Annotated in this window: 16 protein-coding genes; 7 read left to right on the top strand and 9 right to left on the bottom strand. The window is 37.2% G+C overall.

Features of this window, described 5'->3' with window-relative positions; all coding sequences use genetic code 11:
- The first annotated feature begins 164 nt into the window (after positions 1-164).
- The 6 genes from B4237_RS03135 to B4237_RS03110 all read left to right on the top strand — a co-directional run bounded on the left by B4237_RS03135 (position 165) and on the right by B4237_RS03110 (position 4504).
- Positions 165-524, top strand: coding sequence for a hypothetical protein (locus B4237_RS03135; protein ID WP_004879816.1), 360 nt, complete (start codon positions 165-167; stop codon positions 522-524).
- A gap of 111 nt (positions 525-635) precedes the next feature.
- Positions 636-965 (top strand): hypothetical protein, encoded by a 330-nt coding sequence (locus B4237_RS03130; protein ID WP_007483435.1) that lies wholly within the window; start codon positions 636-638, stop codon positions 963-965.
- Positions 966-1084: 119 nt separating this feature from the next.
- On the top strand, positions 1085-2200 hold the full coding sequence (gene ftsY, locus B4237_RS03125; RefSeq protein WP_278595166.1) for a signal recognition particle-docking protein FtsY: 1116 nt from the start codon (positions 1085-1087) through the stop codon (positions 2198-2200).
- A gap of 177 nt (positions 2201-2377) precedes the next feature.
- Positions 2378-2974, top strand: coding sequence for a nitroreductase family protein (locus tag B4237_RS03120; RefSeq protein WP_004879809.1), 597 nt, complete (start codon positions 2378-2380; stop codon positions 2972-2974).
- Positions 2975-3199: 225 nt separating this feature from the next.
- On the top strand, positions 3200-3874 hold the full coding sequence (locus B4237_RS03115) for a DUF2057 family protein (protein ID WP_278595167.1): 675 nt from the start codon (positions 3200-3202) through the stop codon (positions 3872-3874).
- Positions 3875-3955: 81 nt separating this feature from the next.
- A complete protein-coding gene (locus B4237_RS03110; protein WP_278595255.1) occupies positions 3956-4504 on the top strand; it encodes a GNAT family N-acetyltransferase in 549 nt (182 codons plus the stop codon).
- A gap of 20 nt (positions 4505-4524) precedes the next feature.
- On the opposite strand, the gene B4237_RS03105 is transcribed toward B4237_RS03110, so the two are convergent.
- Both B4237_RS03105 and B4237_RS03100 read right to left on the bottom strand, forming a co-directional pair.
- Entirely contained in the window at positions 4525-6177 is a 1653-nt protein-coding gene (locus B4237_RS03105) for a PepSY-associated TM helix domain-containing protein (protein WP_278595168.1), read from the bottom strand.
- A gap of 1 nt (position 6178) precedes the next feature.
- Positions 6179-6466 carry a hypothetical protein gene (locus B4237_RS03100; RefSeq protein ID WP_278595169.1) on the bottom strand — a complete coding sequence of 96 codons (288 nt, stop codon included), beginning with the start codon at positions 6464-6466 and terminating at the stop codon, positions 6179-6181.
- 430 nt (positions 6467-6896) lie between these two features.
- On the opposite strand from B4237_RS03100, the gene B4237_RS03090 reads away from it, so the two are divergent.
- Positions 6897-9110 carry a TonB-dependent siderophore receptor gene (locus B4237_RS03090; RefSeq protein WP_278595170.1) on the top strand — a complete coding sequence of 738 codons (2214 nt, stop codon included), beginning with the start codon at positions 6897-6899 and terminating at the stop codon, positions 9108-9110.
- A 49-nt stretch (positions 9111-9159) separates the two neighbouring features.
- Here the strand turns inward: B4237_RS03090 and B4237_RS03085 are convergent, their stop codons facing one another.
- From B4237_RS03085 to B4237_RS03055, 7 genes are all read right to left on the bottom strand, one after another.
- Entirely contained in the window at positions 9160-9456 is a 297-nt protein-coding gene (locus tag B4237_RS03085; RefSeq protein WP_278595171.1) for a cyd operon YbgE family protein, read from the bottom strand.
- 4 nt (positions 9457-9460) lie between these two features.
- Entirely contained in the window at positions 9461-9562 is a 102-nt protein-coding gene (cydX, locus tag B4237_RS03080; RefSeq protein ID WP_000270276.1) for a cytochrome bd-I oxidase subunit CydX, read from the bottom strand.
- Between the two features lie 14 nt (positions 9563-9576).
- Positions 9577-10722 carry a cytochrome d ubiquinol oxidase subunit II gene (gene cydB / locus B4237_RS03075; RefSeq protein ID WP_278595172.1) on the bottom strand — a complete coding sequence of 382 codons (1146 nt, stop codon included), beginning with the start codon at positions 10720-10722 and terminating at the stop codon, positions 9577-9579.
- Positions 10719-12296 carry a cytochrome ubiquinol oxidase subunit I gene (locus B4237_RS03070; RefSeq protein ID WP_004879794.1) on the bottom strand — a complete coding sequence of 526 codons (1578 nt, stop codon included), beginning with the start codon at positions 12294-12296 and terminating at the stop codon, positions 10719-10721. Before B4237_RS03070 ends, cydB begins: the two co-directional genes overlap by 4 nt.
- Positions 12296-12487 (bottom strand): cytochrome oxidase putative small subunit CydP, encoded by a 192-nt coding sequence (gene cydP / locus B4237_RS03065; RefSeq protein ID WP_004879791.1) that lies wholly within the window; start codon positions 12485-12487, stop codon positions 12296-12298. Before cydP ends, B4237_RS03070 begins: the two co-directional genes overlap by 1 nt.
- Before the next feature lie 563 nt (positions 12488-13050).
- Positions 13051-13662: an OB-fold-containig protein gene (locus tag B4237_RS03060; RefSeq protein ID WP_019384515.1), complete on the bottom strand. Its 612-nt coding sequence runs from the start codon at positions 13660-13662 to the stop codon at positions 13051-13053.
- A 22-nt stretch (positions 13663-13684) separates the two neighbouring features.
- On the bottom strand, positions 13685-13835 hold a 151-nt coding region (locus B4237_RS03055), incomplete at its 5' end, for a Rieske (2Fe-2S) protein (protein ID WP_414632338.1).

The following is a 13835-nucleotide window of genomic DNA, read 5'->3' as shown; positions in this document are numbered from 1 at the left end:
TTTAAGCTACTTTAACTTTGAATTGTTAAAGTATTATGACAATAATGATTGAATTGTCAAATATTTTGGGTGTCATTTCGTAAATAAAAGCTTACACGATTAAACATTTGCGGGAAATAATTTTAAGTAGAATCAATATGAGAATAATAGAAAAGGAGAATAACATGTCAAATGTAATTGATGGTGTAAACTTGGACGTGCCACCATTAGAAAGCCAAATTATCGAACTTGCAGATCATCATCGAAAACTGCTTGATGAAGCTATATTTCATCAGGAAATTCATTTAGGTGATTATTGTTTAGCTCAGCGTAAACGTGTTTATGATTTTGCAAGTCATTTAAGTCCTGCTGAAAAAGATCGCTTTTATCAAATCTATGATGGTGAGCTAAGAAGTATTGCAGATGATGATGATTTACATCCTGCTGATGCAGAAAGTGGGGTGGGAATGTTTGCTATTTTTATCAGTCTGGTGATCATTGCCTTCATTCTCTATTTTGCGTTTGTTCGCAGTTTAATGAGCTAGCCTATCTGAATTTTACTACGTTCAATGAGTTGCGAAATCGTGACTTGTTGAATGTAGGGCTTGTTGAAAATGCGTATGACACATAAACTACAGATAATTCTGAGGTAGGTTATGCTGTCGATACTTTCTAAACATAAACTTTTACAGTCAAAATTTGGAACCAAAATAGATCAATTTAATAATATTTTGGTATCTATTGTTATTGCTGCGATTTTCATACTTGCATACAGTGCACTTTTACGTCCGATTAACCAACTTCAATATCAAAAAGTCATTCAATATTCTCAACAAGCGAGCCATCCGAAAACTCAAGATATGGCAGAATCAATACTGAAACATGATCAAATTCGCCGTGTAGAATATTTGAAACTTTTAAATGCTTATCAGTTCGAATCAAATCGTATTAAGCAATATCCTGCAATGGCACAAGATGATGAATGAGTTTTAATCAATTCATTTTTATTTAGAAATTAATGAGTTGCCTGTATCGGGTAAAAGAAATCAATTTGTGCTAAACTCGCCCACATTTAAAAAGCTGCTTTTTTTCTCAAGGAATCGACATGCAACAGCAATCGAATATGCAAAACAAATTCTTGATAGATGCTGACATCGGTGATGATGATGTTACGTTACCAAGTTTACCTGCTGTTGATGTGCCGATTGTTGAACCTGTACAGCAGCAAACTCCAGTAGAAGCACCAATTGCTGCTGTTGAAGAGGTTTCTAATCCAGCAGTTCAAGAAGAAGCAAAATCAGGCTTCTTTGGTCGTATGAAAGATGGCTTGACCAAAACACGTCGTAGTTTTACGGATGGTATGGTCAATATCTTAATTGGCGGCAAAGAGATTGATGATGAGTTGTTAGAGGAAGTTGAAGAACAACTTCTTGTTGCTGACATTGGTGTAGATGCAACCAAAACAATCATTGCAAATCTTACGGAAAGAACGGCACGTGGTGACTTGATCTATTCACATGCACTGTATAAAGCATTGCAGGAAGAGCTGGTGGCTTTACTTGCTCCGCGTGTAAAACCTTTGCATATTGATCCAAACAAATCACCTTATGTCATTTTGATGGTTGGTGTGAATGGTGTCGGTAAAACGACAACCATTGGTAAGCTTGCAAAGCGTTTACAAGGTGAAGGTAAGAAAGTCATGTTGGCAGCTGGTGACACTTTCCGTGCTGCTGCGACTGAGCAATTGCAAATTTGGGGCGAGCGAAATGACATCCCAGTAGTTGCACAAGGTCATGGTGCAGATAGCGCATCAGTCATTTTTGATGCTTTTGAAAGCGCACGCGCCAAAGGCATTGATGTATTGATTGCTGATACAGCAGGGCGTTTGCAAAACAAGTCTAACTTGATGGAAGAGTTGAAAAAAGTTAAACGTGTGATGCAAAAAATTGATGCAACTGCACCGCATGAAATTATGTTAATCGTTGATGCTGGTACAGGTCAAAATGCAATTAACCAAGTTCAACTGTTTGATGAGGCGGTTGGTTTAACTGGTATTACCATTACTAAATTAGATGGTACGGCAAAAGGTGGCGTGCTATTTAATATCGCAAGTCGTACTCACGTGCCAATTCGCTATATTGGTGTAGGTGAGAAAATTGATGATTTACGTCCTTTCTCAGCAAAATCATTTGTCGCAGCATTATTTGAAACAGATAAGTAATTATTTGTGGTTAGGATAGACTCCACCTCGTGTGGAGTTTTTTTATTAATAATAAAATTTCACCGTTGCAAAAATAAAACGATCTGTCATGTTTTTTAGACTATAACAAAAAAATGTACCGTTATACACTACATTCAATCCAAGATAACACCCGAAGGGTACAAGAGGCATAACAACATGAGTAACTTCTTAAATAGCATTAAATCACGTCGTACTATCTATGCAATTGGTAAAAATCTTTCAGTTGATCAAACTACAATTGAAGAGACGATTCGTGAAGCTGTTAAGCAAAGCCCGTCTTCATTTAACTCACAAACTTCACGCGTTGTGACGTTATATGGTGAGTCTCATACAACATTCTGGAATATTGTCCGCGAAACTCTACGTAAAATCGTACCAGCTGAAGCTTTTGAAGGTACAAATGCAAAAATTGATAGCTTTGCAGCTGGCTTTGGTACAGCATTATTTTATGAAGATCAAGATGTTGTAAAAGGCTTGCAAGAACAGTTTGCTCTTTATGCTGACAATTTCCCAGTATGGTCTGAACATTCAAGTGCAATCGCTCAGTTTGCGACTTGGACAGCTTTATCTGAAATTGGTGTGGGTGCTTCATTACAACACTACAATCCAATTATTGATGAAGAAGTTGCACAAACTTTTGATATCCCAGCAAACTGGAAATTACGTGCACAGCTTGTATTTGGTTCTATTGAAGCCGCTGCTGGTGAAAAAACTTATATGGATGATGCTGCACGCTTTAAAACTTTTAACTAAGTTTTATATGTACCTAAAAAGAGCACGTTAACGTGCTCTTTTTTTTATGTCTTTAAATAGAAATATTCGCCTAAAGAATGATGGTGTATATCATTAAAAATAATGTATATATCTTAAAAAAGCCGAATTGATAGAATAGACAGTTTGGTTTATTGTCATAAAATAGTCACAATCGCATTGCATAGTGCATACGATTTCATAAATGTTTATATCGAGAAGAGTCTAATGTCTTTAAGAGTTGGTGTTGCTGCTTTCGGGTTATTATTAAGTAGTTCAGTTTTTTCAGCAGTTACAATCACTGCACCTGAAGAGATCGTGATTCTTGCTGTAAATGGTCAAGAAGTAAATAATGGATTGATTCCATCTAAGAAGAATAACTACCAAGTAGATCCAGGTAATCTAACTGTAAATGTTCGCTATCGTGAATATTTTGAGCATTTGAATGGTGAGCATGACATCGTAAAATCAGGTGTCGTTACAATTCAAGCACCAAATTTACAAGACAATTCATCATACCGTTTAGCATTAGTTGGCGCTCCAAAAAGCTTTGATGCTGCCAAAAAATATGCTGATCAACCAACGGTTGGGTTATACGATCAAAATAATAAACTCGTAGTTCAGCAAACAGGTGCGAATAATGAAGCACAACCTTGGTTCTCTGGTGGCAATTTCTTAAGCCGTACGCTTGATTTGACGCAAAAAAATAAGAACAACACAGTCAACCAGCCAGCGCCAGTTTATGCTGCTAATGCGCAAGCTGCGGCACCTGTTGTCGTGACAACAGCAGCAGTAGCTGGTACTACTAAAACAACAGATCAACAACTGGTAGATTTATGGCAGAAGGCTTCTAAAGCTGAGCGTCAAAAGTTTATGGCTTGGTTGGCAGGTCAAACGAACTAGTTTATTTAAGAACTAATTCTTTTAAAGTTATACAAGAACCGATGTTATCATCGGTTTTTTATTGTGTTTAAAATTCTAAAAATGCCTTTAAATATTAGAAAAGCGCTTACAGACGACATTGAGCAATTAACCAAACTGATCAATTCAGCCTATAGAGATCAATTGAGTCGAAGTTGGACTACTGAGAAATCTTTTGTTCAAGGAAATAGAATTACTATTCAGCAATTAGAAAGAGATTTGGAACAAGAGAATTTTCAGTTGTTAATTGGTGAGAATGAACAAGGTTTGATGGTGGGGTGTATTGGTTTAACTTTTAATCAAGATACGGTTGAAATAGGAACTTTTGCCATTGATCCAAAGGTTCAAAATTCAGGCTTTGGGCGTGAAATGCTTGGATTTGTAGAAAATTATGTTCCTAATCATCATCCTGATGCGTCTCAATTCATTATGTATGTATTAGATGTGAGAGTTGAATTGATTTCATTTTATGAGCGCCGTGGATATTGCAGAACAGATCGTATAGAAGCTTATCCGATAGAGGCAGAAGTAGGGCAGCCATTAGTGCCAATTCAGCTTATTGAAATGAGAAAACAATTTAATGATAAGAAACACCATGATCTTCCAACATAGATCATGGTGTTAACTAAAAATTAGTTTTCAACTATTTTCGAATCATTCTTCAAAACTTGCGTAGACCAAATAGAACCTATCGGTGCTGTTTTTGCTCGATGATTTGCTTGTTGATAGAAACGTAGGAATACTAGTCCAAATAAAATTGCCACCACATCAATCCATATTAAATTGCCTGTCGAATGCCAAAGGCTCTGAATAGGAAAGATATAAGCAAGCAATGAGGTAGTAGGAAGTAACAACAAAATTATTGCAATTGATAACAATAATCTTGGTAGGACCTTCGCTGTACCTATGATAAAACTGTATAAAATACAAGCTATAAAGACAGAGTAGTAGCTATACATAAACACATAGTTATGACTTTGTAATTGCACTGGAATGATGTAACCCCAACGTCCTATAAGCATACTGGCAAAAATACCCAGCATACATCCCAGACAGGCGCCAATGGTAAGGTTTGCAATAAACATCACATCCTTGCGCTGGCTAGGTACAGGTAGGTTTGGATTCTTCTGCTTACGTAACCGTGTTTCAATCCACAAAATATTGCCTGAATAGAATAGATAAGCGCCACCTAAACCAAAAATTAGATAAATCCAACGGATTGGCTCACCACCATAATTACCAAAATGTAAGGCAAACATTGAACGAATCAGGGAGGCAGCAGCATTTTCTTCAGTGGATAATGTTTTAGTTGGATAAGGTGCATTTTGATATGGGTTAAAAGACATATAATCAAAGTTATCGCCCCGTAGCATACGATCAGGATGGTACAAAGAGACAAATGCTGAGGCTCTTTGAGGATGATCAAGCTGATTAAATCGAATGCCATCAATGCGATAATCTGGTGCTGCTTTTTGGATATTTAGATAAATCTTATTTATGTCTAGTGGTGCAATTGGCTCAACTATTTTGACTAGTGGCGGTCGCTCAAATAGCGGTTTGTCCTTTGATACAAGCTGTGTAAGTGCACCATAAAAAATATCATGGAAAGCAAAAACAACCACTGTGACACTAATTATGATATGAAAGGGTAAGCTAGTGATACCCACGACATTGTGTGTATCTAACCAAAAGCGCTTTTTATTTTTACCTTCTCTTACTGCGAAATAATCTTTGACCAGTGTTGGCAAGAGTACGATTAATCCAGACATAATTGCGAGAAAATATAAAACGGCAACAACACCCATTACCATGACACCTGCGGTGTGATGTCCGATCATGCCGGGAATACCAGCAGTTTCATGCAATTGTTCGATTAACCAGCCTAATTTTGAAATATTTTCTTCTTTAGCAATCAGGTTTCCTTGTGAATCAAGTGTTGCCATCATTCTAGTTTGTGCAATATTGATTCCATGATGATCATCTTCATCATGTTTTGCTTCCCATTGGATTGGTGCATTATGGCCTTCAGGTGAGTTAAAACTTAAGGTAAATGCTTTTAATGTTTCAGGGTATTTGGTTTGAACTTGTTCAATCAGTAGGTTGTAATTCTTTGGCTCGATGGCAGCTAATTTTTGCTGAGGTGGTGTCGTCCATTGACTGAGTTGATGTTGAAACATCGTCAATCCACCAGCGAAGAAGCAAATGAACAAAAGAATCCCAGCTGTGATGCCGACCCAAGTATGTAGATTTTTGCCTGTTTTAATAATATCTGCGCGGATTTTCATTTTAGCCCCTTAAACAAAATAACAACGTGTAAGCGACCACGTTCGCAATGCTAAAAATAAACAGGCTTTGCCAGCCTTTAGGAATGAAATACGCAAGGAAGAATACAAACAGCCAGATCCATGGAATTGACCACATTCCTAATTGTGGAGCTAGTGCGGAATCAATATAAGCTTTTGACAAAATCAGAATAAGAGAACCAGCGGCTAATGAGAAAATGAAACCTAGCACAGCACCTGCAAATGTTTTTAACCACCAATCTGGCTGAATTTTTTGTTTAACTATATTCATTTGTTCAACCTCATGATGAGGGGAATAAATGGGGTAAATGACCAAACTAGAGTTGCCACAGACAGCCAAATTAATATGGCTACCAACAACGGGAGTGAGTAAACCAAAATAATTAAGCTAAAAATCATACCTGCTAATGCAGAAAACTGAGTTGTTCGCGACAGTGGTTTTTGCAAAATTTTTTGATTGCTATGGGAGAGATAAAGTCCCAAGCAGGAAAGAATGGAAATAATGATACCTATATTTTTTAATAGCATAGCAATGAATTTGTAAAAAATAATGATAATAATTATTATTTAAAATTACTATAAGTTAAAGCCCTAATCAGACATAAGTAGTAAATTCTATATTTTTAAATGCTATTAATATTGATAATCGTTATCATTTGTGTAGAATGTAAACAAATGTTGCTTATACTGAAGGGGTATTCATGAAACATAGCAATTTGTATATATCAATTATTATGGTTCTCATAGGAAGTGCAGCTAATGTAGCGAATGCAGTTGAACAAATAGATAATAAGCCTGATACAAATGAACTTCCAACAATCCATTTAACTGCTGAACATGCATCACCTTCATATACGGTAGCAAAATCAAAATCAGCAACTAAATTAGATTTATCACTAAAAGAAACACCACAGACGATAAGTGTGATCACTGAACAACGAATCCAAGATCAAAATTTAAATACAGTCGAAGAAGTATTGGATCAAACGCCTGGAGTATATGTTCGACGTTTCGGGGCTCAAGGTGCCGTAGGTAATGGCGGGGAATATACGTTTTATTATTCTCGCGGTAACCAAATTCTTAATTATCAAATTGATGGTGTTATGACATCACCAGCTACCAGTGGGAAAAATGGCTCATCTTTAAGCAATTTAAATCCAATTATTTATGACAATATTACGGTTGTTAAAGGTGCAACAGGATTAACAAATGGCGCTGGTTATCCAAGTGCGAGTGTTTCACTCAATAGAAAACATGCTACGAGTGTTGAACCAAAAGCAACTCTGTCCATTGCAGGTGGTTCAAATCAAACCATTCGATCAAGTTTTGATGTACAAGGGGCGCTGAATGAATCTGGCGATGTACGTGGGCGATTGATCGCAGCTTATGGTCAGAGCGATTCATGGCGAGATTGGGGTGATCAGCGTGATGCGACTCTATATGGTCTCATAGATGCTGATTTAGCAGAGAATACATCCATTGCTGTTGGTGCGATGCTCAGTCGTGCAAGATTAAATGGACAAGGTGTACATGGCCTAGATATGTATGGTCAAGACGGTAAAATTATGCCATTTGATCGTGAATTTAACGCGAGTGCAAAATGGGCATATAGCCAAGTAGATACATTGAATTTCTTTACGCAATTGAAGCATCAATTCTTAAATCGTTGGAATCTACAAGCAAATTATAACTACACCAAACAAGATATTGAGTCGCTGTATGGTGTGATTGGTGTTGCCCAAGCTGATTATACCAATATGACCGCTTCTTTAGCAGCATCACAAAATGACTTTGCACCTGAAGAACATAGCTTAGATATTTCTATAGATGGTCCATATCGACTTTTCGGTCGTGAGCATGAGCTCATGATGGGTGCGAGTTATCAAAAGATAAAAAGTTATAATGATGCTTACCAAGGATATAATGCACAAAAAGTGATAGATTTGAATCAATGGAATGGAAATGTTGCATTACCTGCAACTGCACGCACAGTCGTAGGCGTAAGCAATAAAGATTATGAGCAATCAGGTTTTTATTTTGCTACACGATTAAATCCATTTGATCCATTACATGTAATCTTGGGTACACGTCTTTCAAATTATGATTTAAAAACACATTCAACCAATTCTGTTCGTAACACTGTTCAGGATTCAAAAATTGATGAATCTAATAAGGTTACTCCATATGCAGGCATAACCTTTGATTTAACGCCAAATCTGACTGCTTATGCAAGTTATACAAATATATTTCTACCTCAGGATAACCGAGACTACTCATATAACTTCTTAGATCCACAAGAAGGAGATAATTATGAGGCGGGTCTAAAATCATCTTTTTATGACAATCGCTTAAATATTAGTGCAGCTTATTTCCAAGCCAAAATGGATAATGTCGCTGAATCAGCAGGAAAATATGTTGCTGAAGATAATGCTGTTAAAAATAACTGGGCAAAAGTAGGTGATACTTATTACAGAGGTATTAAGGGTGCGACAACAAAAGGTTATGAAATCGAAATTGCTGGCCAAATTTTGCCAAACTGGAGCATTCAAGCGGGGTATACGCTAGCTGAAACTAAAAATAAAGGCGAAAGAATCAACACTGATATTCCAAAGCAACAGTTTAAGCTGTTTACTACATACAATCTTCCAATCTTAGACAATAAGTTGACTGTAGGTGGTGGTGTGAACTGGCAAAGTGAATTCTATGATAAATCGAAGACAGGTTTGAATTATGAGGCTTATCGTCAGAAATCATTTGCTTTGGTTGATCTAATGGCTCGATATAATTTAAACGAGAACGTAGCTTTAGGGTTCAATGTTGATAATTTAACGGACAAAAAGTATCGCACCAATACTTGGGCAAATACCTATGGTGATCCAAGAACTTATATGGGTTCTATCACCTTTAAATACTAAAATAAAAAAGAGGAAGCAATTTGCTTCCTCTTTTGTTTGGATTTGAAAATTAATTACCCAACCAAATGTAGTAACCTAAAATCATTAAAGGCCATGCAACATAAGGGCTAAATAACCATTTCCATAACCAGAATCTTGGTATAAATCCAACGCCGTGAATGAAACCACCAGAGATACCGATCATCACAATCATTAACAGGCTGTGATTATAGTGTCCATTAGCATCGAGCATTAACGAAGGATGTACCAATAAAATAGCAGCAAGTGGCAATGCCAACAAAAACGAAACGGTCATTGCAAGCACTTGAGCTTTACTATTCTTCGGTGTTGTCATTGCTTCAACCATTTTACTATTCCTCATCTAAATTTTGATGATGTTCGATATAGAGTGCACTAAGTACACCAGCAAAACATGCCATCAAAATGCCTAGAATCCATGCAAAATACCACATTTCACATCTCCTCATTAGTACAAACTATGTGAATTTTCTTGAATATGTTTGTTTGTAATAACACCCCACATTTTGTAATAAGACCAAGAGGTATAGATCAAAATGAGAGGAACAAAAATACATGCAGCAACAGTCATAACACCAAGTGTTTTGTGACTTGAAACAGCATCCCACATAGTCAAGCTTGATGTAGGATCAATGCTTGATGGCAATAGGAATGGGAACAATGCAAAACCTGCAGTTAAGATTGCACCAACCACCATTAAACTCGTACCTGTGAAGCTCATAGCAGCTTTGTGTTTAGCCGCACTGATAATCACTAATAATGCACCCAAGATAGCAACGATTGGGGCAGCCATCGTAATAGGATAAGCTGAATAGTTATGCATCCAACCATGATTTGCATTTGTCACAACATCTTTAGCAAGTGGGTTTAACGCTGCATTGGTATTTACAGCAGTCGCATAGCTATAACCATCGATATTGCCGAAGAATAACCAAGCACCTGCAGCTAAGAAACATACGAGGAATACAATTGCCATAATCTGTGTCGCTTTAGCAGAACGATTATGTAAATCACCATCTGTACGGAGCATTAACCAAGCGCCACCATGAGCACATAGCATCGATAAGCTCACAATACCGCAAATCAATGCAAATGGATTTAGTAGGGCAAAGAAGCTACCTGTATATTGTGAACGTAGTGTTTCATCTAAAGTAAATGGCACGCCTAAGAATAAATTACCGAAAGCAACGCCGAATACTAATGCAGGTACAGCACCACCAACGCAAAGCCCCCAGTCCCAAGAATTACGCCATTGTGTATTTTCTAACTTGGAACGGTAGTCGAAACCGACGGGCCGTAAGAATAGGGCAAACAAGACTAAGAGCAGCGCCCAGTACATTCCAGAAAAGGCAACGGCATAAACCATTGGCCATGCGGCAAATAAAGCACCACCCGCAGTAATGAACCAAACTTGGTTACCATCCCAGTGTGGTGCAATCGTATTGATTGCAGCACGACGTTCTGAGTCAGTTTTACCGACAAATGGCATGAGTGCCATAGAGCCCATATCGAAACCATCAGTGAGCGCGAAGCCAATCAGTAGTACACCTACTAAAACCCACCAAATAATTTTTAGGAGTTCATATTCGATCATGACTGAGCCTCCCCAGCTTTAGCTTCTAATTTCTCAAAGTGGTATTTACCAGTATGCAATGAACTTGGTCCTAAACGCGCGAACTTGATCATTAAGTACATTTCGATAATGAGAAGTACGGTATAGAACGCAGCGAGTGCAATAATTGAACCCCACACATCACCTGTACTTACACTTGAAGCGGACAAGTGTGTTGGTAAAATTTCACCAATTGACCAAGGTTGACGACCACCTTCAGCAACGTACCAACCTGTTTGTGCAGCAATCCATGGAAGTGGTAAAGCAAATAAAGCGAACTTTAATAACCAAGGTTTGTTTTCTGCATTACGTTTAGCGACAGACCATGTAGCGAGAACAAACAGTAATAGCATTAAGAAACCTGAAGCAACCATCGCGCGGAAAGAGAAGAATAATGCGGCAACGTTTGGAATAGTATCTTTAGTTGCAGCTTGGATATGTTCTTCAGTCGCATCAACAACATTCGGGGTATATTTTTTCAATAACAGACCATAACCTAAGTCTTTTTGGTTCTGTTCAAATGAAGCAAGTAAATCAGGAGAGCGGTCGCCAGCACGAAGCTTTTCTAACTCGCTATAAGCCACCATACCGTTGCGAATACGCACTTCATGTTCTTTCATAAGGTCTTTTAGACCTGTTACTTGTTTGTCAGTAGAGCGTGTCGCAATAATACCCATAACATAAGGAATCTTAATTGCGTAGTCAGTTCGCATTTCTGCTTGATTCGGAACACCAAATAGAGTGAATGCAGCAGGGGCTGGTTCTGTATGCCATTCTGCTTCAATCGCAGCAAGTTTAGTTTTCTGAACGTCACCTAATTCATAACCAGATTCATCGCCCAGTAAGATTACGGAAAGAGTAGATGCCAAACCGAAAATCGCGGCAATTGCGAATGAGCGACGAGCAAAAGGTAAGTCGCGTTTTTTCAATAAGTAGTAGCTAGAAATCGCGAGTACGAAAATCGCACCAGTGACATAACCTGCTGAAACCGTGTGTACGAATTTTACTTGAGCAACTGGGTTAAAGATCAACGCACCAAAGTCTACTAGCTCCATACGCATGGTTTCAAAGTTGAATGCTGCACCGACAGGGTTTTGCATCCAACCATTGGCGATCAAAATCCACAAAGCAGACATGTTCGAGCCAATTGCGACGAGCCAAGTTACACCTAAATGTTGAACTTTAGATAGGCGATCCCAACCAAAGAAGAATAAACCAATAAATGTTGATTCTAGGAAGAATGCCATAAGGCCTTCGATAGCAAGTGGTGCACCGAAGATGTCGCCGACATAGTGAGAATAATATGCCCAGTTAGTACCGAACTGGAATTCCATGGTTAAACCAGTGGTTACACCTAGAGCAAAGTTAATCCCAAAGAGTTTCCCCCAGAACTTAGTCATGTCTTTATAGATTTCTTTGCCTGAAATCACATATGTGGTTTCCATAATGGCAAGAATGAAAGCTAGACCTAATGTTAGAGGGACGAAAAGAAAGTGATACATTGCGGTCATTGCAAATTGGAACCGCGAAAGATCGACCACGCTTTCAGAAATCATCAACGTGTCTCCTGATTGTTGGACATGTCACCAGCAATACGCTCGGCAACTTCATTGTTAAAATCTTTTGGAATCGTTGGGGCATCAAACCAGACGTTCTTAATCACCATAAGGATCGCAACTTTAATAATAAGAATTATTGCTATTTCACGGATTAAGCGCCGATTTGGATCTTGAGAACTCGTGTTCATTGGAACCTAGCCTCATATTTTAAAAAGATGTAAAACATTATTAAATAAAATTCATTAAAAATAAACCTTTAGGATATTTAAAATAATTCATATGTGTTAAGTTTATAAATAACAATAACTTGTGTTGGTTTTAATGATTTTGTAAAAATAATTTTAATTAACCTACTAAAACAATAGGGTTTGGATTTTAAACCCGATTAAAACAATTGTATTTATAAATTTAAACCTGATTAAAAAGATATGATTTATTATTATTTAAATATAATTAAAACCTAGTAAAATAGTATGAATATAAAATAATTAATATTTACATGGGCTTAGATCTTTAGTTACATAAAGAGGTAATAAGTGTAATGAAAACACTATAAAACCAAGTGTATTAGTAGAGTTTATTGTTGAAAATGTGATGCATTTCTCTATCAAGAATTGCTTCAAACTTCTGAAAAGAAAGCAAGTAGGGGATTGTGGAAAACAATGAATAAAAATATTGTTAAATTTGTAACATTTTGTAATTTTTCTTGTTGTGGCTTTGTCGAGCTTTATTAATGTCCAATTTTATCTAATTAATCTGCTGTAAAAAGCTTATTTGAGAGTGAAATTTTTTTTGCTAAATAATGAGAGTTAGATTTTTGACTAATCAATAAGACTTGTGACTGTAGCTCTAATTCACCGAACTCTGGTTCAACTTGTACATAATAAAGTTGACCAAACTCATCTCTTACACGCGCCTGTGCTGAAAAACCAGGACGAGCATTGCCTGTAGAGATTGTGGCTAAACGACCTACTAAGCTAGTGTGTGTATGCGTTACCTTTGGCTTAATGACCTGATCGAGACAATGGATCATAAATACGGTGAAGAAGATATCAATGATTAATGCTGGAATAAAAAGATAATAAGGTGAAATGAAGTAGTGCTGTAATGCGAAGAAAGATAGCTCTAAAAAATATCCAGCAAAACTAAAATTGATGAGTAAGAAAACAAAAATTAAATATTTTGAAAACTTTACGTCTAGTAAAGGAGAGTTCAGCAGCCATTCAGGTGTAAGCTTTTTGACTAAATGACTTGGACGTAAACCTATGAATATCCCGATGGTTTCTGCAATGCTGAGAAAAATCAAAGCAACTACGCTCATGTGAAATGGCATAAGGTAGTAATTTAGAAAAAACTCAGTCATAGCAGAATTCATAATTCAGGTATTAGTCAATATAAATACCACCATCAGAGTGGACTTCCAAATTTACCTTTTCAAGGAAGTCACCCAAACAAGGCCCTGAGATACATTCACCTGTTTCAACAGAGAACAATGCACCATGAGTAGAACATTGAATATACTCACGATCTTGATCT

The sequence above is a fragment of the Acinetobacter sp. UBA6526 genome (assembly GCF_002434875.1).
GTDB classification, from domain to species: domain Bacteria; phylum Pseudomonadota; class Gammaproteobacteria; order Pseudomonadales; family Moraxellaceae; genus Acinetobacter; species Acinetobacter venetianus.
Note: the sequence above shows the minus strand (reverse complement) of the source record. Positions and strands in the feature narration are given on the sequence as shown.

Excerpts from the sequence above, each read along its gene's own strand:
- cydB (WP_278595172.1), bottom strand. The coding sequence starts at position 10,722 with ATGATCGAATATGAACTCCTAAAAATTATTTGGTGGGTTTTAGTAGGT.
- B4237_RS03070 (WP_004879794.1), bottom strand. The coding sequence starts at position 12,296 with ATGATTTCTGAAAGCGTGGTCGATCTTTCGCGGTTCCAATTTGCAATG.
- B4237_RS03115 (WP_278595167.1), top strand. The coding sequence starts at position 3,200 with ATGTCTTTAAGAGTTGGTGTTGCTGCTTTCGGGTTATTATTAAGTAGT.
- B4237_RS03135 (WP_004879816.1), top strand. The coding sequence starts at position 165 with ATGTCAAATGTAATTGATGGTGTAAACTTGGACGTGCCACCATTAGAA.
- B4237_RS03085 (WP_278595171.1), bottom strand. The coding sequence starts at position 9,456 with ATGGTTGAAGCAATGACAACACCGAAGAATAGTAAAGCTCAAGTGCTT.
- B4237_RS03110 (WP_278595255.1), top strand. The coding sequence starts at position 3,956 with ATGCCTTTAAATATTAGAAAAGCGCTTACAGACGACATTGAGCAATTA.
- B4237_RS03130 (WP_007483435.1), top strand. The coding sequence starts at position 636 with ATGCTGTCGATACTTTCTAAACATAAACTTTTACAGTCAAAATTTGGA.
- B4237_RS03090 (WP_278595170.1), top strand. The coding sequence starts at position 6,897 with ATGAAACATAGCAATTTGTATATATCAATTATTATGGTTCTCATAGGA.
- cydX (WP_000270276.1), bottom strand. The coding sequence starts at position 9,562 with ATGTGGTATTTTGCATGGATTCTAGGCATTTTGATGGCATGTTTTGCT.
- B4237_RS03120 (WP_004879809.1), top strand. The coding sequence starts at position 2,378 with ATGAGTAACTTCTTAAATAGCATTAAATCACGTCGTACTATCTATGCA.
- ftsY (WP_278595166.1), top strand. The coding sequence starts at position 1,085 with ATGCAACAGCAATCGAATATGCAAAACAAATTCTTGATAGATGCTGAC.
- B4237_RS03105 (WP_278595168.1), bottom strand. The coding sequence starts at position 6,177 with ATGAAAATCCGCGCAGATATTATTAAAACAGGCAAAAATCTACATACT.
- cydP (WP_004879791.1), bottom strand. The coding sequence starts at position 12,487 with ATGAACACGAGTTCTCAAGATCCAAATCGGCGCTTAATCCGTGAAATA.
- B4237_RS03060 (WP_019384515.1), bottom strand. The coding sequence starts at position 13,662 with ATGACTGAGTTTTTTCTAAATTACTACCTTATGCCATTTCACATGAGC.
- B4237_RS03100 (WP_278595169.1), bottom strand. The coding sequence starts at position 6,466 with ATGAATATAGTTAAACAAAAAATTCAGCCAGATTGGTGGTTAAAAACA.